The sequence below is a fragment of the Streptomyces sp. NPDC127595 genome, assembly GCF_042671685.1.
In the GTDB taxonomy this organism is placed as follows: domain Bacteria; phylum Actinomycetota; class Actinomycetes; order Streptomycetales; family Streptomycetaceae; genus Streptomyces.
Window position 1 is genome coordinate 1 of sequence record NZ_JBHXWK010000018.1, and the last position, 26,212, is coordinate 26,212.

Annotated in this window: 15 protein-coding genes, 1 tRNA gene and 1 rRNA gene; 13 read left to right on the forward strand and 4 right to left on the reverse strand. The window is 69.6% G+C overall.

The window, feature by feature from the left end:
• From rrf to ACFVKT_RS37665, 3 genes are all read left to right on the forward strand, one after another.
• Positions 1-82: ribosomal RNA gene (rrf, locus tag ACFVKT_RS37655) — 5S ribosomal RNA — on the forward strand; the annotation flags it as partial.
• 113 nt (positions 83-195) lie between these two features.
• Complete coding sequence (locus ACFVKT_RS37660; RefSeq protein WP_385740846.1) at positions 196-858, forward strand: DegT/DnrJ/EryC1/StrS family aminotransferase; 663 nt, start codon at positions 196-198, stop codon at positions 856-858.
• A 94-nt stretch (positions 859-952) separates the two neighbouring features.
• A tRNA-Thr gene (locus tag ACFVKT_RS37665) sits at positions 953-1,028 on the forward strand.
• Between the two features lie 87 nt (positions 1,029-1,115).
• Here ACFVKT_RS37665 and ACFVKT_RS37670 read toward each other — a convergent pair.
• Positions 1,116-3,857: a SpoIIE family protein phosphatase gene (locus tag ACFVKT_RS37670; protein WP_385740619.1), complete on the reverse strand. Its 2,742-nt coding sequence runs from the start codon at positions 3,855-3,857 to the stop codon at positions 1,116-1,118.
• A gap of 317 nt (positions 3,858-4,174) precedes the next feature.
• Between ACFVKT_RS37670 and ACFVKT_RS37675 the strand changes: the two genes are divergently transcribed.
• From ACFVKT_RS37675 to ACFVKT_RS37720, 10 genes are all read left to right on the forward strand, one after another.
• Positions 4,175-9,664 (forward strand): HAMP domain-containing protein, encoded by a 5,490-nt coding sequence (locus ACFVKT_RS37675; RefSeq protein WP_385740622.1) that lies wholly within the window; start codon positions 4,175-4,177, stop codon positions 9,662-9,664.
• Between the two features lie 256 nt (positions 9,665-9,920).
• Positions 9,921-10,607, forward strand: a complete 687-nt coding sequence (locus ACFVKT_RS37680; protein WP_385740625.1) for a two-component system response regulator — start codon at positions 9,921-9,923, stop codon at positions 10,605-10,607.
• A 204-nt stretch (positions 10,608-10,811) separates the two neighbouring features.
• Positions 10,812-13,535, forward strand: a complete 2,724-nt coding sequence (locus tag ACFVKT_RS37685) for a DNA translocase FtsK (protein ID WP_385740627.1) — start codon at positions 10,812-10,814, stop codon at positions 13,533-13,535.
• A gap of 287 nt (positions 13,536-13,822) precedes the next feature.
• Positions 13,823-14,674 carry a helix-turn-helix domain-containing protein gene (locus tag ACFVKT_RS37690; protein ID WP_385740630.1) on the forward strand — a complete coding sequence of 284 codons (852 nt, stop codon included), beginning with the start codon at positions 13,823-13,825 and terminating at the stop codon, positions 14,672-14,674.
• Positions 14,675-14,780: 106 nt separating this feature from the next.
• Complete coding sequence (rimO, locus tag ACFVKT_RS37695) at positions 14,781-16,253, forward strand: 30S ribosomal protein S12 methylthiotransferase RimO (protein WP_385740633.1); 1,473 nt, start codon at positions 14,781-14,783, stop codon at positions 16,251-16,253.
• Positions 16,250-16,963 carry a CDP-diacylglycerol--glycerol-3-phosphate 3-phosphatidyltransferase gene (gene pgsA / locus ACFVKT_RS37700; RefSeq protein ID WP_385740636.1) on the forward strand — a complete coding sequence of 238 codons (714 nt, stop codon included), beginning with the start codon at positions 16,250-16,252 and terminating at the stop codon, positions 16,961-16,963. The genes rimO and pgsA overlap by 4 nt, the downstream gene beginning before the upstream one ends.
• On the forward strand, positions 16,960-17,505 hold the full coding sequence (locus ACFVKT_RS37705) for a CinA family protein (protein WP_385740639.1): 546 nt from the start codon (positions 16,960-16,962) through the stop codon (positions 17,503-17,505). Before pgsA ends, ACFVKT_RS37705 begins: the two co-directional genes overlap by 4 nt.
• Positions 17,506-17,614: 109 nt before the next feature.
• The gene (locus ACFVKT_RS37710; RefSeq protein ID WP_266474405.1) at positions 17,615-17,992 is read left to right on the forward strand and encodes a helix-turn-helix domain-containing protein; all 378 of its coding nucleotides are present in this window, start codon (positions 17,615-17,617) and stop codon (positions 17,990-17,992) included.
• Between the two features lie 228 nt (positions 17,993-18,220).
• The gene (locus tag ACFVKT_RS37715; RefSeq protein WP_385740642.1) at positions 18,221-18,706 is read left to right on the forward strand and encodes a Dps family protein; all 486 of its coding nucleotides are present in this window, start codon (positions 18,221-18,223) and stop codon (positions 18,704-18,706) included.
• A 98-nt stretch (positions 18,707-18,804) separates the two neighbouring features.
• On the forward strand, positions 18,805-19,050 hold the full coding sequence (locus ACFVKT_RS37720; RefSeq protein WP_385740645.1) for a hypothetical protein: 246 nt from the start codon (positions 18,805-18,807) through the stop codon (positions 19,048-19,050).
• A gap of 94 nt (positions 19,051-19,144) precedes the next feature.
• Here the strand turns inward: ACFVKT_RS37720 and ACFVKT_RS37725 are convergent, their stop codons facing one another.
• From ACFVKT_RS37725 to ACFVKT_RS37735, 3 genes are all read right to left on the reverse strand, one after another.
• Positions 19,145-19,909, reverse strand: a complete 765-nt coding sequence (locus ACFVKT_RS37725; RefSeq protein WP_385740648.1) for an SDR family NAD(P)-dependent oxidoreductase — start codon at positions 19,907-19,909, stop codon at positions 19,145-19,147.
• Between the two features lie 32 nt (positions 19,910-19,941).
• Entirely contained in the window at positions 19,942-20,856 is a 915-nt protein-coding gene (locus ACFVKT_RS37730) for an Fpg/Nei family DNA glycosylase (RefSeq protein ID WP_385740651.1), read from the reverse strand.
• A 76-nt stretch (positions 20,857-20,932) separates the two neighbouring features.
• Entirely contained in the window at positions 20,933-26,095 is a 5,163-nt protein-coding gene (locus tag ACFVKT_RS37735; RefSeq protein WP_385740654.1) for an ATP-dependent helicase, read from the reverse strand.
• Between the last annotated feature and the right edge of the window lie 117 nt (positions 26,096-26,212).

Consider the following 26,212-nt stretch of genomic DNA (forward strand, 5'->3'; position numbering starts at 1 on the left):
CATTCCGAACCCGGAAGCTAAGCCTCACAGCGCCGATGGTACTGCAGGGGGGACCCTGTGGGAGAGTAGGACGCCGCCGAACTATCTTTAGAGAGTTGGTCCCTGAACTTCGGTTCAGGGGCCAGCTCTTTTTTGTTTACCGTTACTTGAAATTCACTTTGCGCGGCAAGTATCCGCGGCATGGGTACTGCTGCAATGCTCAGGGCTGCAGGCGTCGGAGTCGGTGACGAGGTCATCGTGCCGGCCTTCGGGAATGCCGATGTCGCCGAGGCCGTCGCCCAGGCCGGTGCGGCGGTCGTCTTCGCCGATATCGACCCGATGACGTACTGCCTCGACGCCGGCGCGGTCGAGGCCGTCGTGACTCCGCTGACGGCGGCCATCGTCGTCGTACACCGCTTCGGGCGGTCGGCGGACGTGGTGCGGTTGCGGGAGGTCGGGCAGCGGCGCGGGCTGTTGGTGTTGGAGCAGGGTGAGTCCGAGGTGCCGTACGACGAGGTGGCGCAGCGCAGGGCTCGGGCCGCGTACCTCGATGCGCGGCTGCGTGGGGTGAGGACACCGGACGGTGGCGACGGGCACACGTACCAGCAGTACGTCGTGCGGGTGCCGGGCAATGGCAGGCCGGACCGGGACGCTTTCGCTCGGGCCGTGCGGGCCAGGGGAGTTGAGTGCTCGGTGCCGGTGAAGACACCGGTGCACCGGATGGCCGGATTCCAGCAGGACGTACGGCTTCCGGTGACCGAGCGGGCCGCGGATGACACTCTCGCGCTGCCCGTGGACGGAGCGTTGACGAGGCGGGAGATGCAGCGGATCGTGTCCGCGTGCAACGCGCTCGGTGGGCTGCTTCAGCCCGCCGGCTGATCCGGGCCTGATCCAGCGGGACTTGTTGGGAGCACGCTTCTGTTCGGGGTATGATCTATTTCGTTGCCGCGAGGGAAACCTCGAACGGTGACCGGCCCCCCTAGCTCAGTCGGTAGAGCGTCTCCATGGTAAGGAGAAGGTCAACGGTTCGATTCCGTTGGGGGGCTCCAACAACAAAAGGCCTCTGCCCTTTCGGGCGGGGGCCTTTGTCGTATCTGAAGCGTCGTATCTGAAGCGTCGTGTCGCGAAGCCGTGCCTCAGTCCTTCTGGAGGCCGGGGACCCGCATCGCCAGAATCGCCATGTCGTCGGACGGGGCGTCGGAGGCGAAGCGTTCGACCGCGCGCATGATGCGGGCGGCCACCGCGCCTGCGGTGAGGCCCGTGCAGGTGGTGAGGACGTCCGTGAGGCCGTCGTCTCCGAGCATGCGGGTGCCCTCGCGGCGTTCGGTGACGCCGTCCGTGACGCAGAGGAGGACGTCGCCCGGGTCGAGCGTGATGGTCTGCTCGTAGAGCTCCAGGTCGTCCATGACGCCGAGGAGCGGCTGTGGATCGGCGGCCGGTTCGACCGTGCCGTCCTGGCGCAGGCGGAGGGGAAGCGGGTGGCCGGCGCAGACCACCTTCAGGAGCGCCGAACCGTCCTCCTGGGGCCACAACTCGCCGTACAGGAGCGTGAGGAAGCGGCTGCGGGCGCCCTCGTCGAGGATCGCGGAGTTCAGGCGCTCCAGGACGGCCGGGCCGGTGAAGCCCTCCCGGGCCAGCAGCCTGAGTGCGTGCCGGGCCAGGCCGGTGACCGCCGCCGCCTCCGGGCCCGTACCGCAGACGTCGCCGATCGCGAAGCCGTACGCACCGTCGCGGATCGGGAAGAGGTCGTAGAAGTCGCCGCCGACTTCGTTGCCCTCGCCGGCTGCTCGGTAGATGACCTCGACCTCGACGCCCTCGATCTGCGGGAGTTCCGGCGGCAGGAGGCTGCGCTGGAGGGACTGGCTGATGGCCGTGCGCTCCGAGTACAGGCGGGCGTTGTCGAGGGCGAGGGCGGCCCTGCGGCTCAAGTCCTCGGCGAGTTCCAGGATTTCCTGGCGGAAGTGTTCGTCCGAGGGCTTGCCCAGCGTCAGCATGCCGATGACGCGGTTGCGCGCCACCAGGGGGAGGACGACCGTCTCGCCGCCGACTGCGGCCGCGGTGGCGAGAGTTGTGCCGATGCCCGAGCTGAGCGTCGCGCGTTCGCCGAGGCTGCGCATGGAGGTGCGCAGGGCTGATTCGTGGGCCGCCTCGGCGGGCGCGGACCAGACGCGGGCGCCCGGGGTGGGGACCGGGTCCGGCGGGGAGATCTTGGACAGCAGGGCCTTGAGGCCGTCGATGCGTTCCTCGTCCTCGTGCAGGACGTACGAGAGATACGGCTCGGACGCCTGGTCGGCGATGGTGTAGACGGCGCACCAGGTGGCCAGGGTCGGGACCGTCATCTGGGCCATGAGGGCCAGTGTCTGGTCGCGGTCCAGGGTGCCGGCGAGGAGGTCGGAGGCCTCGACGAGGAAGGACAGCGAGCCGCGGCGCAGGCGTTCCAGCTCGCCGAGGCGGGCGGATTCCACTGCCAGCGCGATGCGGTCGGCGGCGAACTGGAGGCGCAGGGCCTCTTCGTTGGAGTATCTGCCCGGTCCCTCCGCGGCGACGCCGAGGGAGCCGGTGAGGCGGCCCTCGACCTTCAGCGGGACGGTGACGACCGAGCGCATGCCGGTGCCGTTGAGGAGGGGTACGGCGCCGGGGACGACCGTCAGGTCCTCGTGGACGGCGGGCATACGGGCCGAGCCGTAGCGCCCGGGGCCTGCCTCGACGGGGACGCGGGCGAAGCGCTGGCGGGCGGAGGGGAGGCCCGTCGAGGCTCGTACCTCCAACTCCGTTTCGTCGTCCGTCGCCAGGAGGAGGAAGGCGGAGTCGCCGTCGAGCATGTCGCGGGCGCGCTCCACCGTGCGCTGGAGGAGGCCGTCCAGGTCGTCGGGCGCCGGGGAGCCGATGAAGACCTCGAAGGGATCGGAGGCGTGGCCCTCGGAGCTGGTGGTGGTGTCGGTGGCCGAGACGCGCAACGGGGTCTGGAGAACGGCGCGTTCGTGGTCTCGTACGAGAAGGCAGACCGTGGAGGGCTCGCCGCCGGTGTCGCGGACCCGAAGATGTGAGGCGTAGACGGGAGTTACCCGGCCGTTGGCGCCGCGGATGCCGTACGTGCCTTCCCAGCGCGAGAGTTGGAGGGCCTCGACGATGCCGGTGGAGGTGCCCGGGGTGTGCGGCCAGGCGGCGAGGTCGGTGAGCGGCTTGCCGATGACCAACTCGGCCGCGTATCCGAAGAGGTCCTCGGCGTCCTCGTTCCAGGCGTTGATCGCGCCGGTCCGGTCGATCTGGACGACTGCGACGCGGACGCGGCCGTCGGCGAGCGGGAGGAGGTCGGCCGGCAGGGCCGGGCCGGCGGTCCGGGTGCCCACCGCGCGTTCGGGGAGTTCGAGCTGGAACCAGACCTGCTTCTGCGTGGGCGTGTACTCGACACCCCAGCGGCTCGCCAGGGCCGCGCAGAGCTGGAGGCCGCGGCCGCCCTCGTTGTCCGGGCTGCCCATGTTGACAGCCGTCCCCTGGAGTGGAATTTCACGTTCCGGGTAGCGGTCCGCCACCTCGATGCGTACGCCGTCGTCGCTGCGCAGGCACAACACGTCAGCGGCGGTGCCCGCATGCACGACGGCATTGGTCACCAGTTCGCTGGTGAGGACCACGGCGTCGTCGACGATGTCGGCGAAACCCCAGCCCTGGAGGGTGTCACGGACGAAGGAACGGGCGGTCGCGACCGATCGCCCCACGGGCTCGAAACTGGCGGCCGCGCGCGCGGTGATCACAGAACTCCTCGTCCGGTTGTCGGCATGCGGGGCTCCATGGCCGCCCCGCTCCTGCCGGGGCAGAGCGTGGTTCCCCGTCGGTCGGGGATCCTGGGGCGGTCCCCCAGGATGCAGTCCGGTGGTCATGGTGCGGTGCCCCTCCGATGCCTGCCCGCTCGTGCTCGTGCCACCGCCCAGGCCGGACGGGACCGGCATGGCTGGACAGCCGCATGCAAGGTTACTTACCTTCGCCGTCCATGCGGATGCCGGTTGCACTCTTTCCGTCCGGAGGGTGTGCGGACGGTGTGCGAAGCTGCCGAACTGTTATGGCCGGGTTCAGGCATGGTGAAACACTGGGCAAGCTTCAGAGGAAGGTCCTGGCAGGGTGAGTGCCTGCCGGCACGCGGAGCAGTAGTACCCGAGTACGCCGAGCAGTAATGGTCGACCCTTCTGGGAGGGACACAGTGGAGTCTGGCGCAGCGACGCGGGGCACTGAGACGCGCGCAAAAGGCGGACAGTCCCTGAAAGACCGGCGCCCACCGCGCAACGGCACCACCGAGGTGGATACGGCTGCGCTGAACCGGCTGATGGCGGCCCTGGTGTCGATGCGGGACGGGAACTTCCGCAAGCGGCTCACGGTCTCCGGCGACGGCGTGATGTCCGAGATCGCGGCGGTTTTCAACGAGGTGGCCGACCGGAATCTGCATCTGACGGGTGAGCTCTCGCGGGTACGACGCGTGGTCGGGCGTGAGGGGAAGCTGACCGAGCGCCTGGAGTCCGGGGCCTCCGAGGGGTCCTGGGCGGCCGCGATCGACGCCTCGAACGCGCTCGTCGACGATCTCGTACGGCCTGTCTCCGAGGTCGGCCGGGTGCTGTCCGCGGTCGCGGAGGGCGATCTGTCGCCGCGGATGGACCTGCGGGCGCAGGCCGCGGACGGGAACGGGCATCCGCTGCGCGGCGAGTTCCTCAAGGTCGGGCGCACGGTCAACAACCTGGTCGACCAGCTCTCTACGTTCACCGACGAGGTCACGCGGGTGGCCAGTGAGGTGGGCACCGAGGGCAAGCTGGGTGGACAGGCGCGAGTGCGCGGTATGTCCGGCTCGTGGAAAGATCTCACCGATTCGGTCAACACCATGGCGTACCGGCTGACGGCTCAGGTGCGTGACATTGCTCTCGTGACGACGGCGGTCGCCAAGGGTGACCTGTCCCGGAAGGTCACGGTTCACGTGGCCGGCGAGATGCTGGAGCTGAAGGAAACCGTCAACACGATGGTGGACCAGCTCTCCTCGTTCTCCTCCGAGGTGACGCGAGTCGCGCGTGAGGTGGGTACGGAGGGTGAGCTCGGCGGCCAGGCCAGGGTGCCGGGTGTGGCGGGTGTGTGGAAAGACCTCACCGATTCGGTGAATCTTATGGCCGGGAATCTGACGGCCCAGGTGCGCGGCATCGCGCAGGTGACGACGGCGGTCGCCAGTGGCGACCTGTCACAGAAGGTCACGGTCAGTGCGCGCGGTGAGGTCGCTCAGCTCGCCGAGACCATCAACCAGATGACCGAGACGCTGCGGACGTTCGCCGACGAGGTCACGCGCGTGGCCAACGAGGTCGGTGGCGAGGGCCGGCTCGGCGGGCAGGCGAACGTGCCGGGTGCGGCGGGTACGTGGAAGGACCTGACGGACTCCGTCAACACGGTCTTCCGGAACCTCACGACCCAGGTGCGCGACATCGCCGCGGTGACGACTGCCGTGGCCAACGGTGACCTCTCGCAGAAGGTGAGCGTCGAGGTAGCCGGCGAGATGCTGGAGCTGAAGAACACCGTCAACACGATGGTCGACCAGCTGTCGTCGTTCGGTGCCGAGGTCACGCGCGTGGCGCGCGAGATCGGTGTCGAGGGTGAACTGGGCGGGCAGGCCGCGGTGCCGGGTGCGGCGGGTACGTGGAAGGACCTGACGGACTCCGTCAACACGGCCTTCCGGAACCTGACAGGACAGGTCCGCAACATCGCACAGGTGACGACGGCGGTCGCCAACGGCGATCTGTCGCAGAAGGTCACCGTCGATGTCTCCGGCGAGATGCTCCAGCTGAAGAACACCGTGAACACCATGGTGGACCAGCTGTCCTCGTTCGCCGACCAGGTCACGCGGATGGCCCGGGACGTGGGCACCGAGGGACGCCTTGGCGGTCAGGCCCGCGTGGACGGCGTATCGGGTACGTGGAAGGAACTCACCGACTCCGTCAACTTCATGGCGGGCAACCTGACTTCGCAGGTACGGCAGATCGCGCAGGTCACGACCGCTGTGGCCCGGGGCGATCTCTCCCAGAAGATCGACGTGGACGCGCGCGGCGAGATCCTGGAGCTGAAGAACACCATCAACACGATGGTCGACCAGCTCTCCGCCTTCGCGGACCAGGTGACACGGGTCGCCCGTGACGTGGGTACGGAGGGCAGGCTCGGCGGGCAGGCGCAGGTGCCCGGCGTCGCCGGTGTGTGGCGCGACCTGACGGACTCCGTGAACGGCATGGCGGGCAACCTCACCGCCCAGGTGCGCAACATCGCGCAGGTCGCGACGGCGGTGGCGCGCGGTGACCTGTCGCAGAAGATCGACGTGGACGCGCGCGGCGAGATCCTGGAGCTGAAGAACACCCTCAACACGATGGTGGACCAGCTCTCGAACTTCGCCGAGCAGGTCACACGGGTGGCCCGAGAGGTGGGCACCGAGGGGCAGTTGGGCGGTCAGGCCGAGGTGCAGGGTGTCTCCGGCACCTGGAAGGACCTCACCCAGTCGGTGAACTTCATGGCGAACAACCTGACCATTCAGGTGCGGAACATCGCCGAGGTCACGACAGCGGTCGCCAAGGGTGACCTGTCCAAGAAGATCACCGTCGACGCGAAGGGCGAGATCCTCGAACTCGTCACCACCGTCAACACGATGGTCGACCAGCTCTCCAACTTCGCCGAGCAGGTGACCCTGGTGGCCCGCGAGGTGGGCACCGAGGGCAACCTGGGCGGACAGGCGCGGGTCCCGGGTGTCACGGGCATCTGGAAGGACCTGAGCGACAACGTCAACGTGATGGCCAACAACCTGACCAACCAGGTGCGGAACATCTCGCAGGTCGCGGCCGCGGTGGCCAACGGCGACCTCACCAAGACGGTCACCGTCGAGGCCAGCGGTGAGGTCGCCCAGCTCGCCGACACCGTCAACACGATGGTGAAGACGCTGAGTTCGTTCGCCGACCAGGTCACCAAGGTGGCCCGCGAGGTGGGCACGGACGGCATCCTCGGTGGCCAGGCGCACGTACCGGGAGTCGCCGGCACGTGGAAGGACCTCACCGAGTCGGTGAACGGCATGGCGTCGAACCTGACCGGCCAGGTGCGCAACATCGCGATGGTCACCACGGCCATCGCGAAGGGTGATCTGACCAAGAAGATCGACATCGACGCCCGCGGCGAGATGCTGGAGCTCAAGACCACCATCAACACGATGGTCGACCAGCTGTCGTCGTTCGCCGAGGAGGTCACCCGGGTGGCCCGCGAGGTGGGCACGGAAGGGCAGCTGGGCGGCCAGGCGCGGGTGCGGGACGTCGACGGCACCTGGCGCGACCTCACGGAGTCCGTGAACGAGATGGCCGGGAACCTCACCCGGCAGGTGCGTGCCATGGCGCGGGTGGCGACCGCGGTGACCCGCGGCGACCTGAACCTGAAGATCGACGTGGACGCCTCCGGCGAGATGCAGGAGCTGCAGGACTACATCAACAAGATGATCGCCAACCTGCGCGACACCACCATCGCCAACAAGGAACAGGACTGGCTCAAGGGCAACCTCGCCCGCATCTCCGCCCTGATGCAGGGCCGCCGCGACCTCGACGACGTGGCCTCGCTGATCATGAGCGAGCTGACTCCCGTCGTCGCCGCGCAGCACGGCGCGTTCTTCCTCTCCATGCCGCTCGTCGACGGCAAGGACGTACTCATCGAGGACGAGGACGCGTACGAACTGCGCATGCTCGGGTCGTACGGCTACTCGATGGGCTCCATGCCGACGTCGTTCCGGCCCGGTGAGGCGCTGATCGGGACGGCCGCCAAGGAGAAGCGCACGATCCTCGTGGAGAACGCCCCGAGCGGCTATCTGAAGATCTCCTCCGGGCTCGGTGAGGCACCGCCCGCGCAGGTGATCGTCCTTCCGGTGCTCTTCGAAGCGACCGTGCTGGGCGTCATCGAACTGGCGTCGTTCACACCGTTCACGCAGATCCAGAAGGACTTCCTCAACCAGATCGCCGAGATGATCGCGACGAGCGTCAACACCATCTCCGTCAACACGAAGACGGAGGTGCTGCTGAAGCAGTCGCAGGAGCTGACCGAGCAGCTCCAGGAGCGGTCGGCGGAGCTGGAGAGCCGGCAGAAGGCACTCCAGGACTCCAACGCGCAGCTGGAGGAGAAGGCCGAGCAACTCGCCCAGCAGAACCGCGACATCGAGGTCAAGAACACCGAGATCGAGGAAGCCCGGCAGGTCCTGGAGGAGCGCGCCGAGCAGCTCGCGGTCTCGATGCGCTACAAGAGCGAGTTCCTGGCGAACATGTCGCACGAGCTGCGTACGCCGCTCAACTCCCTTCTGATCCTCGCCAAGTTGCTCGCCGACAACGCGGACACGAACCTCACCCCGAAGCAGGTCGAGTTCGCCGAGACGATCCACGGCGCGGGCTCGGACCTGCTGCAGCTGATCAACGACATCCTCGACCTGTCGAAGGTCGAGGCGGGCAAGATGGACGTGTCGCCGACACGCATCGCGCTCGTCCAACTCGTCGACTACGTAGAGGCCACTTTCCGTCCACTGACGGCGGAGAAGGGCCTCGATTTCTCCGTACGCGTGTCGCCGGAACTGCCCGCCACGCTGCACACCGACGAACAGCGCCTCCTCCAGGTGCTGCGCAACCTGCTTTCCAACGCGGTGAAGTTCACCGACTCCGGAGCGGTCGAGCTGGTGATCCGGCCCGCCGGTGCGGAGGTTCCGGTGGCCATCCGGGAGCAGCTCCTGGAGGCGGGTTCGCTGCGGGACGCGGACGCCGACCTGATCGCGTTCTCCGTGACGGACACCGGTATCGGGATCGCGGCCAGCAAGATGAGGGTGATCTTCGAGGCCTTCAAGCAGGCGGACGGCACGACGAGCCGGAAGTACGGCGGTACGGGCCTGGGGCTCTCCATCTCCCGGGAGATCGCGCGGCTGTTGGGCGGCGAGATCCACGCGCAGAGCGAACCGGGACGTGGCTCCACGTTCACACTGTATTTGCCGTTGCACCCCAGTGAACTGCCTCCCCAGGGCTACGGGCAGCTCGCGCCGGCGCTGGAGGCCGGGGAGTTGCTGGCTTCCGAGGCGGAGCTGGCCTCGGCGGGCATCCATATGCCGGCCGAGGTGAAGTCGTACCAGGAGACCCAGAACGGGCCTGCCGCGCTCTTCCGGCGGCGCCGCCGGGCGGTGCCCGCGGACGAGCAGCGGGGCGCGTCGGCGGGGCAGCCGGGCGCGGCTCAGGAGCAGTGGGCGCCGGCGGGCCGGCCGGACGGGGCGCAGCAGCCGCGCCGTGGGATCCGGTTCGAGGGTGAGAAGGTGCTCATCGTCGACGACGACATCCGCAACGTGTTCGCGCTGACCAGTGTGCTGGAACAGCACGGCCTCTCGGTGCTGTACGCGGAGAACGGCCGTGAGGGCATCGAAGTCCTTGAGCAGCACGACGATGTGACGGTCGTTCTGATGGACATCATGATGCCGGAGATGGACGGCTACGCGACGACGACGGCGGTTCGCCGGATGCCGCAGTTCGCCGGGCTGCCGATCATCGCGCTCACGGCGAAGGCGATGAAGGGCGACCGGGAGAAGGCCATCGAGTCCGGCGCGTCCGACTACGTGACCAAGCCGGTCGATCCCGATCATCTGCTCACTGTGATGGAACAGTGGATGCGTGAGCGGTGACACACTCCTGTGAGGGAGCCTGTCGGGGCGCCCGTTTTCGCATAACTCACTGTGCCCGACGCGGTGTAGAAGTACGGGATTCGGGGAACCTTCTGGTCTCCCGCTACGTTTCTGCTACGTGCACAGTGACATCGCAGTGACAGGGTGTGGCGACAGGCGGGGTGCGGCTACCATGACCGGCACAAGGGCGGGCGACGCAACGGAGTCGTCCCCTGGGGCGGCGCCCGGTGCACTGCCGGGGCGAGGAGGGCGGGCCATGGTGCAGAAGGCCAAGATCCTCCTGGTCGATGACCGGCCGGAGAATCTGCTGGCGCTGGAGGCGATCCTCTCCGCGCTCGATCAGACACTGGTGCGGGCATCGTCCGGGGAGGAAGCGCTCAAAGCACTACTCACGGACGACTTCGCGGTCATTTTGCTGGACGTCCAGATGCCGGGTATGGACGGCTTCGAAACCGCCGCGCACATCAAGCGGCGAGAGCGGACCCGGGACATCCCGATCATCTTCCTCACCGCCATCAACCACGGCCCGCATCACACCTTCCGGGGGTATGCGGCCGGTGCGGTGGACTACATCTCCAAGCCGTTCGACCCATGGGTGCTGCGCGCGAAGGTCTCCGTCTTCGTCGAGCTCTACATGAAGAACTGCCAACTCCGGGAGCAGGCGGCGCTGCTGCGGCTCCAGCTGGAGGGTGGCGGAGGCAGGGCGGCGCTGGGCGAGGCCAAGGAGCCCGCCGGTCTGCTCGCCGAACTCTCCGCGCGGCTCGCGGCCGTTGAGGAACAGGCCGAGGCGCTGTCCAAGCAACTCGACGACGACTCGGCGGACGCGGCGGCGGTGGCGACCGCGGCCCATCTCGAACGCAAACTCACGGGGCTGCGCAGAGCCCTGGACGCCCTGGAGCCCGGCACGGGGAACGGGGCGGCTTCGGTGCCTTCGCAGAACTGAGCGGGGCCCTTCGGGGGCGCGGGTGACGTACCTATGCCCGGGGTCGGGAACCTGCCAAGGGTGTTCGTATATGTCGTCGGCGTGTGTCCAGCAGGGCAAGGCCGGTGAGCCGGCGTCAGTTTCGGGTACCGCTCCGGGCGACACGAACGGGTGAAGCAGTAAGCACACGTGTCCGCTGTCGTCTCCACCGGTAACCTCACACACATGGCCTCACGTCAGCCCGCAGCCAAGAAGCCGCCCGCGAAGAAGGCGGCCGCTTCGACGAAGGCCCCCGCGAAAAAGGCCGTCGCGAAGAAGGCGCCTGCCAAGAAGGCCGCGGCGAAGAAGCCCGCACCCGCGCCGGCGCCCAATCCCACCGCAGGCGTGTACAGACTCGTCCGCGCCCTCTGGCTGGGGGTCGCGCACGCCGTCGGAGCGATGTTCCGCGGCATAGGGCGGGGCGCGAAGGGGCTCGACCCGGCGCACCGCAAGGACGGTGTCGCGCTGCTGCTGCTCGGCCTTGCACTGATCACCGCGGCGGGCACCTGGTCCAATCTGCAGGGCCCCGTCGGCGACCTCGTCGAGATGCTCGTCACCGGCGCCTTCGGCCGCCTCGACCTGCTGGTCCCGATACTGCTCGGCGTCATCGCGGCCCGGCTCATCCGGCACCCCGAGAAGCCCGAGGCGAACGGCCGCATCGTGATCGGCCTGTCCGCGCTCGTCATCGGCGTGCTCGGCCAGGTCCACATCGCGTGCGGGGCGCCCGCGCGAAGCGACGGCATGCAGGCCATAAGGGACGCCGGCGGGCTCATCGGCTGGGGTGCCTCCACCCCGCTGACGTACACCATGGGTGACGTCCTCGCCGTACCGCTCCTGGTGCTCCTGACGATCTTCGGGCTGCTCGTCGTCACGGCGACCCCGGTCAACGCGATTCCGCAGCGGTTGCGGCTGCTCGGCCAGAAGCTGGGCATCATCCAGGCCGACGACGACGAGGACCGCTTCGGGGAGGACGACGAGCGCTACGGCGAGCAGTGGCGTGAGGCGCTCCCCACAGGCTCCAGGAGGCGCTCTCGCGCCCCTGAGGAGTACGACCCCGACAGTGCCGAGCAGGAGGCGCTCAGGAGGCGCCGTGGCCGCTCCAGGCGGCCCGCCATGCAGCAGCCCGACATGAACCGGCCGATGGACGCGGTGGACGTCGCCGCGGCCGCTGCTGCCGCGCTCGACGGGGCCGTGCTGCACGGGATGCCGCCCTCGGCGCTGGTCGCCGATCTGACGCAGGGCGTCGGCGTGGAGCGGGACGGGTTCGAGGAGACGACGCCGGTCCCGGCCGCGCGCGCCAAGCTCGTCCCCGGGGCCAAGCGGCCCAAGCAGGAGATGCTCAAGGCCGAGTCCGTGGTGCCCGACCTCACGAAGGCCGCGCCCGACGAGGCGCGCGAGCTGCCCCCGCGCGCGGAACAGCTCCAGCTCTCCGGCGACATCACCTACTCGCTGCCGTCGCTCGACCTCCTGGAGCGCGGTGGCCCCGGCAAGACGCGCAGTGCCGCCAACGACGCGGTCGTCGCCTCTCTCCAGAACGTCTTCATGGAGTTCAAGGTCGACGCCTCCGTCACCGGCTTCACGCGCGGTCCGACGGTCACCCGCTACGAGGTCGAGCTCGGACCCGCCGTGAAGGTCGAGCGGATCACGGCGCTCGCCAAGAACATCGCGTACGCCGTCGCCAGCCCCGATGTTCGGATCATCAGCCCGATCCCCGGCAAGTCGGCTGTCGGCATCGAGATCCCGAACTCCGACCGCGAGATGGTCAACCTGGGTGACGTACTGCGTCTCGCGGACGCCGCCGAGGACGACCACCCGATGCTCGTCGCACTCGGCAAGAACGTCGAGGGCGGCTACGAGATGGCCAATCTCGCGAAGATGCCGCACGTCCTGGTGGCCGGAGCGACCGGCTCCGGCAAATCGTCATGCATCAACTGCCTGATCACGTCCGTCATGGTCCGCGCGACCCCCGAGGACGTGCGGATGGTCCTCGTCGACCCCAAGCGCGTCGAGCTGACCGCGTATGAGGGCATTCCGCACCTGATCACGCCCATCATCACCAACCCGAAGCGGGCGGCCGAGGCGCTGCAGTGGGTCGTACGGGAGATGGACCTGCGCTACGACGACCTCGCGGCGTTCGGGTACCGGCACATCGACGATTTCAACGAGGCCATCAGGAACGGCAAGGTGAAGCTGCCCGAGGGCAGTGAGCGTGAGCTGACGCCGTATCCGTACCTGCTGGTGATCGTCGACGAGCTCGCGGACCTGATGATGGTGGCGCCGCGGGACGTCGAGGACTCGATCGTGCGGATCACGCAGCTTGCGCGTGCGGCCGGTATCCACCTGGTGCTCGCCACGCAGCGGCCGTCCGTCGACGTCGTCACCGGTCTGATCAAGGCGAACGTGCCGTCACGGCTCGCGTTCGCCACCTCCTCGCTCGCCGACAGCCGGGTCATCCTCGACCAGCCGGGCGCCGAGAAGCTGATCGGCAAGGGCGACGGGCTCTTCCTGCCGATGGGGGCCAACAAGCCGATCCGGCTGCAGGGCGCCTTCGTCACCGAGGGCGAGATCGCGGCGATCGTGCAGCACTGCAAGGATCAGATGGCGCCGGTCTTCCGGGACGACGTCACGGTGGGCACCAAGCAGAAGAAGGAGATCGACGAGGACATCGGCGACGACCTCGACCTGCTGTGCCAGGCGGCCGAACTGGTCGTCTCCACCCAGTTCGGGTCCACCTCGATGCTCCAGCGCAAACTGCGCGTCGGCTTCGCCAAGGCGGGGCGCCTGATGGACCTCATGGAGTCCCGCGGCATCGTGGGTCCCAGCGAGGGCTCCAAGGCGCGTGACGTTCTTGTGAAGGCTGATGAGCTGGACGGAGTGCTCGCGGTGATTCGCGGGGAAGCCGAGGCGTAAGGACGGCAGGTGGCCGAAGCGTGAGGAAACGGGACAGGCGGGCCGCTCCGCGCGTGGCTTTGCGGCAGATGGGTACTTGATCGTGACTCACCCGTAAGGGATCGGTGCGCAACCGTTTCCCTTCGGCGTACGTCAAGTTGAGCGAGGAGACACGTACGTGTCCCATCATCAGGATGACCGGCCATTCTGATGGCGTAAGAAGTCCTGCCGCCCGGTCGCATCATCCTTTCCCACCCCCCTAAACTGAACCTCCAGCACAGGTGGCTACACGCTCGAAAGGCGCCCCCGTGTCCATCGGCAATACCCCCGACGGCAACTCACCCGAAGACGAGCGTCCGTTCGAAGACGACCGCGCGGCAGAGCAGCCTTCGATCGGCCGTGCCCTGCGGCAGGCCCGCGTCACGGCCGGGCTGACCGTCGATGACGTCAGCAACGCCACCCGGGTCCGCATCGCCATCATTCACTCGATCGAGCAGGACGACTTCGCTCCCTGTGGGGGCGACGTCTACGCGCGCGGTCACATCCGGACTCTGGCGCGCGCCGTACATATCGATCCCGCCCCGCTGCTGGCGCGCTACGACGCCGAGCACGGCGGGCGTCCCGCGCCGACGCCGGCCGCCCCGCTCTTCGAGGCGGAACGTATCCGTCCCGAGCGACGCGGGCCGAACTGGACCGCCGCCATGGTCGCCGCGATCGTCGCGGTGATCGGCTTCGTCGGTTTCACCGTGGTCAAGGGCGGCGCCGACGACGACTCCAAGACACAGGTCGCCGAGGGATCCACGCCGACCACCAGCAAGCCCGCGACCAAGCCGACCACGGCCAAGCCCGTCGAGCCGAAGCCGGAGCCGTCCGACAGCGCCATCGCGGCCGCCCCGCAGGACAAGGTGACCGTCCAGGTGAGCGCCCCCGACGGGCGCAGCTGGATCTCGGCCAAGGACCACAACGGACGGCTGCTCTTCGACGGCCTTCTGGAGCGCGGCCAGTCCAAGACCTTCCAGGACCAGGAGAAGATCGATCTGGTCCTCGGCGACGCGGGCGCCATTCAGCTGCACGTGAACGGCAAGGAAATCGAAGACGAGTTCCAGCCCGGTCAGGTCGAGCGCCTCACTTACACGAAGGGCGACCCCGAAGTCGGCTGATCGACTCGAGGGAGTTTCCTCAAAGGGACAGGCAGTCACGGGGTTGGCCAAGATCGGCCAACCCCGTCGACGTGGGCTGTCGGCGGGACGAAGTAGTCTTGAGCCCATGCCTGAACGCCGTACCGTCGCACTCGTCACCCTTGGCTGCGCCCGTAACGAGGTGGACTCGGAGGAGCTCGCAGGCCGCTTGGAGGCGGACGGCTGGCAACTCGTGGAGGACGCCGAGGACGCGGACGTAGCCGTCGTCAATACCTGTGGCTTCGTCGAGGCCGCCAAGAAGGACTCCGTCGACGCCCTCCTCGAAGCCAATGACCTCAAGGGCCACGGGAGAACCCAGGCCGTCGTGGCCGTGGGCTGCATGGCCGAGCGGTACGGCAAGGAGCTCGCCGAGGCGCTGCCCGAGGCCGACGGCGTACTCGGCTTCGACGACTACGCCGACATCTCCGACCGCCTGCAGACCATCCTGAACGGCGGCATCCACGCCGCTCACACCCCGCGTGACCGTCGCAAGCTGCTGCCGATCAGCCCGGCCGAGCGGCAGTCGGTCTCCGACGTCGCGCTTCCCGGCCACGGCGCCCCCTCCGACCTTCCGGAGGGCCTCGCTCCGGAGTCCGGCCCCCGGGCGCCCCTGCGCCGTCGTCTCGACGGTTCGCCCGTCGCTTCGGTGAAGCTCGCCTCCGGCTGTGACCGGCGCTGCTCCTTCTGCGCCATTCCGTCCTTCCGTGGCTCGTTCATCTCGCGGCGCCCGAGCGACGTGCTCAACGAGACCCGCTGGCTCGCCGAGCAGGGCGTCAAGGAGGTCATGCTGGTCTCCGAGAACAACACCTCGTACGGCAAGGACCTCGGCGACATCCGCCTCCTGGAGACGCTGCTGCCCGAGCTGGCGGAGATCGAGGGCGTCGAGCGCGTGCGGGTCAGCTACCTGCAGCCCGCCGAGATGCGCCCCGGACTCATCGACGTCCTCACCTCGACGCCGAACATCGCGCCCTACTTCGACCTCTCCTTCCAGCACTCCGCGCCCGACGTGCTACGCGCGATGCGGCGCTTCGGTGACACCGACCGCTTCCTGGAACTGCTCGACACGATCCGCTCCAAGGCTCCGCAGGCCGGCGTGCGGTCCAACTTCATCGTGGGGTTCCCGGGCGAGACCGAGGCCGATCTCGCCGAGCTGGAGCGGTTCCTGACGGGTGCGCGGCTCGACGCGATCGGTGTCTTCGGGTACTCGGACGAGGACGGCACGGAGGCGGCGACGTACGAGCACAAGCTCGACGAGGACGTCGTCGCCGAGCGGCTGGCGCGGGTCTCCCGGCTGGCCGAGGAGCTTGTCTCGCAGCGGGCCGAGGAGCGCGTCGGGGAGACGGTCAGTGTCCTGGTCGAGTCGGTGGACTCCGCGGAGGGCGCCTTCGGGCGTGCCGAGCACCAGGCGCCCGAGACGGACGGCCAGGTGCTGTTCACAAGCGGCGAAGGTCTGACCGTCGGCCGTATCGTCGAGGCCAAGGTGGTCGGTACGGAAGGTGTCGACCTGGTGGCCGAGCCGCTTCTGGGCTCGCTCCCGTGTACTGAGGAGGCGGGCAGATGACCGGAGCCCCGGCATCCGCGGCGGGCGGCTCCCCCAGCGCGAAAGGGGCGGCGGGCGCTCCCGGCGCACCGGGGGGCGCGAAGCCTGTGCGGGCCGGGAAGCTGGGCGCTGCCGCAGTCAACCAGGCCAGCCTCTGGAACATCGCCAACCTTCTGACCATGCTCCGGCTCGTTCTCGTGCCCGGCTTCGTCGCCCTGATGCTGGCCGACGGCGGGTACGACCCCGCGATGCGCGCGTGGGCCTGGGCGGCCTTCGCCGTCGCCATGATCACCGACATCTTCGACGGCCATCTGGCGCGCACCTACGACCTCGTCACCGACTTCGGGAAGATCGCCGACCCCATCGCCGACAAGGCGATCATGGGCGCGGCGCTGATCTGTCTGTCCTATCTCGGCGATCTGCCGTGGTGGGTGACGGGGGTGATCCTCGGGCGAGAGCTCGGGATCACCCTGCTGCGTTTCGTGGTGATCCGTTACGGGGTCATCCCGGCGAGCCGCGGCGGCAAGATGAAGACGCTGGTCCAGGGCACGGCGGTCGGGATGTACGTCCTGGCACTGACGGGGCCGCTGGCCACCCTCAGGTTCTGGGTGATGGCTGTGGCGGTCGTCCTGACCGTCGTCACGGGGCTCGACTATGTGAGACAGGCCATTGTGCTGCGCAGGAGCGGGCTCGCCGAGCGTCTGGCCGCCACCGAGGAGGCGGAGCGGTGAGTTCCCTGGCTACTGAAGTGCTGCGACTACTGACGGTGAGGGGAGAGACGCTCGCTGTGGCCGAGTCCCTCACCGGTGGCCTGGTGGCGACGGAGATCACAGCGGTGCCTGGGGCGTCCAAGGCTTTCCGGGGCTCCGTGACCGCCTACGCCACCGAGCTCAAGCACGAACTGCTCGGCGTCGACGCCACTCTGCTGGCCGAGCGCGGGGCGGTGGATCCGCAGGTCGCGGCGCAAATGGCGGCCGGCGTGCGCACGGCTCTCGGTGCGGACTGGGGGATCGCGACGACCGGTGTCGCCGGTCCCGCTCCGCAGGACGGACAGCCCGTCGGCACGGTTTTCGTGGCCGTCGAGGGGCCCTCGCACGCCACTTCCGATTCCGCCGGTGGCGGGAAAGTCGTACCGCTGCGGTTGAACGGCGGCCGTGCGGACATCCGTATGGAGAGTGCACAGAGCGTACTCGCACTGCTCCTGAAGGAGCTTGCGGGCGAACACACCGGGAATGAGCGGGCACAGGATACGGAACAGAACGGGGGGTTTTGATGTTTGCAGCCCTGAGTGAACACGACATCGCTCCCCGCACGGCCGCGGCGCAAGGCGGTACGGTGGGGCGTGAAGGATGCGGCTACGCGGTCCGAGGAGGGAGCCACCGATGATTCTGCTCCGTCGCCTGCTGGGTGACGTGCTGCGTCGGCAGCGCCAGCGCCAGGGCCGTACTCTGCGCGAAGTCTCCTCGTCCGCCCGAGTCTCACTCGGCTATCTCTCCGAGGTGGAGCGGGGGCAGAAGGAGGCATCCTCCGAGCTGCTCTCCGCGATCTGCGACGCGTTGGACGTACGGATGTCCGAGCTCATGCGGGAAGTGAGCGACGAGCTCGCCCTCGCCGAGCTGGCACGGTCGGCTGCGGCCACCGAACCGGTGCCCGCACCGGTACGTCGCCCGATGCTCAATTCCGTATCGGTGACCGGTGTGCCACCGGAACGGGTCACTATCAAGGCGCCTGCGGAGGCGGTCGACGTCGTCGCCGCTTGACGCCCCATGATGTGGCGCGCATGAACTGAGAAAGCGTGCAGGAAGCCCCGGTCGGGGCCTTCGGGGAGACCTGGAGGAACTGGCTGGGGCTTTTGCATGCCTTCGATTACCCCGCTTGTGCCCGATCACTCTCGCTGCTCGTCCCCGCTCGCTTCGGCTCGCCTTCGAGTGACCCAAATTGTGCGTATATGACATTGTTGGTGATCTCGCGAGAATCGGAGGATTCAGATGTACGTCGTCAAGAGCTCATTGCCCGACCCGGACCTGAAGACCGTGGCCGAGGCCTTGCAGGGCGCACTGGTCGACTTGGTCGACCTCTCCCTGGTGGCGAAGCAGATCCACTGGAACGTGGTCGGACCGCGCTTCCGCTCCGTCCATCTCCAGCTCGACGAGGTCGTGGACACCGCGCGGCTGCACTCCGACACCGTGGCGGAGCGCGCCTCGACGCTGGGCGTCTCGCCCGACGGCCGGGCCGCGACCGTGGCCTCCAGCAGTGGCATCGGCTCGACGCCTGACGGCTGGGTCAAGGACACGGACGCCGTGGGGGCGCTCGTGGACGCCCTGAGTGCGGTGATCACGCGGATGCGGGAACGGGTGGCGGCGACCGGGGACCCCGATCCGGTGAGCCAGGACATCTTCATCGGCATCACGGCCGATCTTGAGAAGCATCACTGGATGTTCCAGGCGGAGAACGTGCAGGCGGAGAACCGGTGACCTGTCCGCTGCGGGAGCTCAGGGTGCATCTGTGTGCCGCCGGTGCGCCCTGTCGGGCGTGAGGGCGGTGTTCTAGCTTCGGGCTGGAGGTGGCGGCCATGACAGGGCGGATAGTGCGCTGGGGGGTGGTTCTGGGGCTCGGCGGGCTGTGGTGGTGGAGCGTGCTCCGGCTCGCACTGGTGCCTGGCGCGGGGGTCCTGGAGGGGGCGGTCGCGGCCGGCGGATGGGGGTTGAGCCTGCTGCCGGTGCACTGCGTTCCGAAGGTGAAGGCGAGGGTGAAGGTACGGGCGGGGCGGGGCGTGGGGGCGCCGTCAGGGCCTCGCGGCGCTGTTGTGGGGGAATGAGGCGGGCGGGGCGGTGCCGGGGTTGGTGTGGTGGCGGCTGGGGTGCTCCCGGCCTGGGGGAGGGGAAAGGGGTCGCCGAGTCCCTGGAGTGGGGCTACCAAGGCATGGCGACGCCGCCGTTGGGACGGAGGATCTGGCCCGTGGTGAACGCCGAGGCGTCGCAGGCCAGGTGCAGCACGGCGTGGGCGACGTCCTCCGGTTCGCCGACGCGGCCCAGCGGGGCCAGTCGGGCCATGAACGTCTCGGTGTGCGCTTGTGCCTCCCCCTCGTGCCGGTCTGTCATCGGCGTACGGATCCAGCCGGGCGCCACCGCGTTGACGCGGATGCCGTGCGGGCCGATCTCGGTCGCCAGGGTCTTCGTCAACTGGACGACCGCGGCCTTCGCCGCGCCGTAGCAGAACAGGCCGGGGCTGCCCGTGTCGACGGCGCCCGAGGCCATGGTGACGATACTGCCGCGGGTACCGGTCGCGATCATCGCGCGGGCCGCTTCCTGGCAGGCGTACAGCACGCCCTTGAAATTGACGCTCAGTACGCGGTCGAGGTCCTCGTCCCTGGTCTCCAGGACCGGGCTGCTGTGCATGATGCCGGCGACCGCAGCCATGACGTCCAGACGTTCGCAGGACGCGACGGCCTGCCTGAGCTGTTCGCGGTCGGTCACGTCGAGTGGATGGGCGTGGGCGGTGCCGCCCTGCCCCTTGATCAGAGTCGCCGTCTCATGCAGGCCCTGCGCATCGCGGTCCGCGCAGTGGACGGTGGCGCCCGCCTCGGCGAGCAGAACGGCGGACGCGCGGCCGATGCCGCTGGCCGCGCCGGTGACGAATGCGGTGCGTCCGGTGAGGTCGTACGCCTTGAGGGCCATGAAGGGACCGTACGAGGGTTTCTGACGGGCCGTCAATTGCCTGTACGTCGGCGACCTGTGCGAGGTTTGGCGGCGCCCGGCGGCGGCGTGGGGCCGGCTTGGCAGGTCGGGCACCAGTAGGTGGGGCGCTCGCGGGAGCCGTCGCCCTGGTCGGCTGAGCGGATCGGGGTGTGGCAGCGCAGACAGGGGCGGGCTGTGCGGCCGTAGACGTAGAGGTTCCGGGCGCGTGCCAGGGCGCTGGGTCCCTGAGGGCTGCGGGATGTGGTGTTACGGGTCCCGGTGTTGGGGGCTGTGGTGTTGAAGGTCGTGGTGGTGCGGGTCGGGCGGTCGCGGTTGGATTCGAGGAGCTTCTTGGCCAGGGCGGGCAGGTGGGCGGCGCGGTCGGCGGGGAGCGCGCCGATGGGCAGCCAGGGGGTGACGCCGAGGAGGAAGCACAGCTCGCTCTTGTAGACGTTCCCGATACCGGCGAGATTGCGCTGGTCGAGCAGGGCTTCGCCGAGCGGGCGGGCCGGGTCGCGCAGCAGGTTCTCCAGGGCTTTGTCCGGGTCCCAGTCCGGGCCCAGGAGATCGGGGCCGAGGTGGCCCACGGCGCGGTCCTCGTCGCTGGTGCGGATCAGTTCCAGCACGGGGAGCCGGTAGCCGACGGCCGTGCGGTCCTCGGTGCCGAGGATGGCTCGGATCTGGTGGGCGGGGCCGCCGCTCCAGCGCTGCCCGTTCGCGTACACCTTCCACGAACCGTCCATCCGCAGATGCGAGTGGAGGGTCAGGCCGCCCTCGATCCTGGTGAGAAGGTGCTTGCCCCGCGGGGTCACGTCCAGGACGGTGCGGCCGGTGAGATCGGCGGTGGCGAACTTCGGGACCCGCAGGTCGGAGCGGGTCAGCACCTTGCCGGCGAGGGCGGTGTGCAGTCGCCTCGCGGCTTGCCAGACAGTGTCTCCTTCGGGCATGGGTCCAGGGTGGCATGTCGGGGAGGGAGTGACTTGGGGTGTTTGCGCGGGGGCATGGGGGCCTTGGGGACAGGCCCTAAGCGCGGAGGCGCAGTCCGCGGGGGGTCGCGATGAAGCCTGCTCCTTCCAGGAGGGTGCCGAAGGGGGAGGTCAGGGCGGACGTGCCGTTGACGCGCTCCACCGTAACCGTGCCCAGGGAGCCGGCGCGGGCCGCTGCCGCGAGGGACTCGGCTGCGACGCGGAGGCGGGCGTCCTGCGTGATGGTGCCGTCCGGGTCGGCGGGCCAGGCCAGCAGGGTCTTGCCGCCACGCTCCATGTACAGCGTCAGCTCGCCGTCGACCAGCACGACCAGGGAGCCCGCCTTCCGGCCGGGCTTGTGTCCTGCGCCGGTCGGGGGTTCGGGCCACGGGAGGGCCGCGCCGTAGGCGTTGGCGGGGTCGGCGGCGGCAAGGACGACGGCTTGGGAGCCGGCGCGGCTGCGAGGGCGGGAGCGGCTGCCCGGGTGGACGACGGTGTTGGGGAATCCAGGGCCCTCGGGGGAGGCGGAGCGGTCTGAGAAGGCGGAGTCGGCCGAATCGGCGGAGAAACCGTGGTCGGCGGTGAGGCCGGAGTCGGCTGGGCCGGGTGGGAAGTCGTAGGAGTTTGTGGGGTCGAGGGCCCCCGGGTCGTGAAAATCACCGGGGGCGCCCGGGTGGCTCGGGGCGTCGAAGCGGCTTAGGGGGGCAGCCGGGTCGGGGCTGGTGGGGGAGCTTGAGTCGTGGTCACCGTCGCCAGGGAAGCTGCGGTGGCCGGAGGGGGCGTCGTGGGGTGGGGAAGTGGCTTCGCCCGGGAAGTCCGGGATGCTCGCGGAGGTGTGGCCGTCGGGTGAGTCCGAGGGGCTTGTGGAGCCGCTGTCGGTCCGGAAGGTTGAGGTGCTCGCGGAGTAGCGGTCGCCCGGGAAGGCGTGCTGGTCCGGGAATCCGTTCGGGAGGAGGTCCGGGTCGGACAGGGTCTCGCCCCGGTCCCGGGCGTTCGCCGCCGCGCGCAGGCGGTCCACCGCGCCGTCCATCGCGAACTGGGCCGCGCCGAGTCCTTCGACCACGTATCCACGGCGTGCCTGGCCGCTGTCCTCGAAGGCGGACAGGATGCGGTAGATCGCGGAGAAGCCGCCCTCGACGCCCTCGGCGGCGACAGCGCCACGGGTCACCACTCCGTGCCGGTCGAGCAGGGTGCGGGCCAGGGCGTGGGCGCGCACGGTGAGGTCGGGCTCGCGCTCGGGGAGCAGGGACCAGCGGCCCGCCACGGTCGGCGGGCCGGTACGGGACTGGGGGCGCGCGGCGCCGGTCACGGAGCCGTAGCGGCCGCGTGGCATCGAGCGCTTGGCACGGTGGGCCGTGGAGCCGGCGGTGCGGCCCGAGCCCAGCAGGGAGCGCATCGGGGCGAGCGTGTCGTTCGTGAGCCGGCCCGACCAGGCCAGGTCCCAGATCGCGTCGGCCAGTTGAGGATCGGTGACGTCCGGGTGCGTGGTCGCGCGGATCTGGTCGGTGATCTGACGGAAGAAGAGGCCGTAGCCCCCGGAGAGGGCGTCCAGGATGGATTGGTGGAGCGCAGTCAGCTCCAAGGGGTGCGGGGAGGGCAGCAGCAGCGGGGCGGCGTCCGCCAGGTAGAGCGAGACCCAGCCGTCCTTGCCCGGCAGCGACCCGGCCCCGGCCCAGACCACCTCGCCGGCGGCGGTGAGCTCGTCGAGGTGCGCGGGGGCGTAACCGGTGACCCGGGACGGCAGGACGAGCTTCTCCAGCGCGGACGCGGGAACGGACGCGCCCTGCAACTGCTCGATGGCGCGCACCAGTCCGTCGATGCCGCGCAGCCCGTGTCCGCTGCCGATGTGCTGCCACTGTGGCAGGAACTGCGCGAGCGCGGCGGGCGGCACCGGCTCCAGCTCATGGCGCAGAGCCGCGAGCGAACGGCGCCGCAGCCTGCGCAGGACCGCCGCGTCGCACCACTCCTGACCGATACCCGCCGGATGGAACTCCCCCTGTACGACGCGTCCGGCCGAGGCGAGTCGATGCAGGGCGCCGTCCGTGACGGCCGTGCCGAGCCCGAAGCGGGCGGCGGCCGTCGTCGATGTGAACGGGCCGTGGGTGCGTGCGTACCGCGCGAGGAGGTCGCCGAGTGGATCCTTGACCGGCTCGGTGAAGGCCTCCGGGACACCGACCGGCAGCGCCGTACCGAGTGCGTCGCGCAGCCGGCCCGCGTCCTCGATTCCTGCCCAGTGGTCCGCTCCGGCGACCCGGACCCGGATGGCGCGGCGCGAGGCGGCCAACTCCTGGGCCCACCGCGGCTCGGCGCCGCGCTCGGCCAGCTCGGCGTCCGTGAGCGGGCCGAGCAGACGCAGCAGGTCCGCGACGCCTTCGACGTCCTTGATGCGCCGGTCCTCGGTGAGCCACTGGAGCTCCCGCTCCAGCTCGGTCAGAACTTCGGCGTCGAGCAGCTCGCGCAGTTCGGCCTGGCCGAGGAGTTCGGCGAGGAGCCGCGAGTCCAGGGACAGGGCGGCGGCGCGCCGCTCGGCGAGCGGGGAGTCGCCCTCGTACAGGAACTGGGCGACGTATCCGAAGAGCAGTGAGCGGGCGAACGGCGAGGGCTCCGGTGTGGTGACCTCGACCAGGCGCACCTTGCGGGACTCGATGTCGCCCATCAACTCTGTGAGGCCAGGGACGTCGAAGACGTCCTGGAGGCATTCGCGAACGGTCTCCAGAACGATCGGGAACGAGCCGTACTCGCTGGCCACCTCGAGTAGTTGGGCGGCGCGCTGCCGTTGCTGCCACAGCGGAGTGCGCTTTCCGGGACTGCGGCGCGGCAGCAGGAGGGCCCGGGCGGCGCACTCGCGGAAACGGGACGCGAACAGCGCCGAGCCGCCCACCTGGTCGGTGACGATCTGGTTGACGTCACCCTTGTCGAAGGCGACGTCCGCGGCGCCGACGGGCGCTTGGTCGGCGTCGTATTCGGTGCCGGCTTTCGTCGGTGCCTGGTCGAGCAGGTCGAGGCTCATCAGGTCGGCGTCGGGCAGCCGCAGCACGATGCCGTCGTCCGCGTGCATGACCTGGGCGTCCATGCCGTAGCGCTCGGAGAGCTTGGCGCCGAGTGCTAGGGCCCAGGGGGCGTGGACCTGCGCGCCGAAGGGGGAGTGCACGACGACCCGCCAGTCGCCCAGCTCGTCGCGGAACCGCTCGACGACGATGGTGCGGTCGTCCGGGATGTGACCGCATGCCTCGCGCTGTTCGGCGAGGTACGAGAGCACATTGTCGGCGGCCCAGGCGTCCAGTCCCGCGGCGAGCAGCCGGAGGCGGGCGTCTTCCTTGGGGAGGGAGCCCACCTCGCGGAGGAACGCGCCGACCGCGCGGCCCAGTTCGAGTGGGCGGCCGAGCTGGTCGCCCTTCCAGAACGGCAGCCGGCCGGGGACCCCGGGCGCGGGGGAGACGAGGACGCGGTCGCGGGTGATGTCCTCGATGCGCCAGGAGCTGGTGCCGAGTGTGAAGACGTCGCCGACACGGGACTCGTAGACCATCTCCTCGTCGAGCTCGCCGACCCGGCCGCCGCCCTTCTTGGGATCGGCTCCCGCGAGGAAGACCCCGAAGAGCCCGCGGTCGGGGATCGTGCCCCCGGAGGTGACGGCGAGGCGCTGCGCCCCTGGGCGCCCGGTGACCGTACCGGCGACGCGGTCCCACACCACTCGGGGACGCAACTCCGCGAAGGCGTCGGACGGATAGCGGCCGGCGAGCATGTCGAGCACGGCCGTGAACGCCGACTCCGGGAGCGACGCGAAGGGAGCGGCACGGCGGACCGTGGTCAGCAGGTCGTCGACCTGCCAGGTGTCGAGGGCGGTCATGGCGACGAGCTGCTGAGCGAGCACGTCCAGGGGGTTGGCCGGGACCCGGAGGGACTCGATGGAGCCGGTGCGCATCCGCTCGGTGACCACGGCGGCCTGCACGAGGTCGCCCCGGTACTTGGGGAAGACGACGCCCGTGGAGACCGCGCCCACCTGGTGGCCCGCGCGGCCCACGCGCTGGAGCCCGGAGGCCACCGACGGCGGCGACTCGACCTGGATGACGAGATCCACCGCGCCCATGTCGATGCCGAGTTCCAGGCTGGAGGTGGCGACCACGGCGGGCAGGCGGCCTGCCTTCAGGTCCTCCTCGACGAGGGCACGCTGCTCCTTGGAGACCGAGCCGTGGTGGGCGCGGGCGAGAACCGGTGGGGCGCCCTGTGCCGCGCCCGAGCCGCCCATCAACTCGGCCGGAGCGTGGGCTTCATCGAGGGGCTCGCCGGTCGCACGCTCGTACGCGATCTCGTTGAGCCGGTTGCAGAGTCGCTCCGCCAGGCGGCGGGAGTTGGCGAACACGATGGTGGAACGGTGGGACTGGACGAGGTCGGCGATCCGCTCCTCGACGTGCGGCCAGATGGAGGGTTTCTCCGCGCCTTCGTTGGCATCGGCGACCGGGGAGCCGCCCAACTCGCCCAAGTCCTCCACAGGGACGACTACGGAGAGGTCGAATTCCTTGCCGGACGGCGGCTGGACGATCTCCACCTTGCGCTGGGGCGACAGATAGCGCGCGACCTCGTCCACCGGACGCACGGTGGCGGAGAGGCCGATGCGGCGGGCCGGCTTGGGCAGCAGCTCGTCCAGGCGCTCCAGGGTGAGCGCGAGATGGGCGCCGCGCTTGGTGCCCGCCACTGCGTGCACCTCGTCCAGGATCACCGTCTCGATGCCCGTCAGCGCCTCGCGCGTGGCCGACGTCAGCATCAGGAACAGCGACTCGGGGGTGGTGATCAAAATGTCCGGCGGACGGGTGGCGAGGGCGCGGCGCTCGGCGGGCGGGGTGTCGCCGGAGCGGATGCCGACCTTCACCTCGGGCTCGGGCAGCCCGAGCCGCACCGACTCCTGCCTGATGCCGGTCAGCGGGCTCCGCAGGTTCCGCTCGACGTCCACCGCCAGGGCCTTGAGCGGTGAGACATACAGCACTCGGCAGCGCTTCTTGGGGTCGGCCGGCGGCGGGGTCGACGCCAACTGGTCGAGCGCGGCGAGGAACGCGGCCAGGGTCTTGCCGGAGCCGGTCGGGGCGACGACAAGGACGTCCGAGCCCGCACCGATGGCCGCCCACGCCCCGGCCTGGGCCGCGGTGGGCGCGGAGAACGCCCCCGTGAACCAGCCGCGGGTCGCGGGGGAGAAGCCGTCGAGGGCTCGGTGTGCGGAGCTGACCATGCGTCCATCCTGCACCCGACCACTGACAAACGCTCTGACCTGCGGAAATATGATGGCAGAGGCTCCGTCGGACAAGGCAGTGGCGCCGGTCGGATGGGTCGCCTCGGTCGCTAGGGC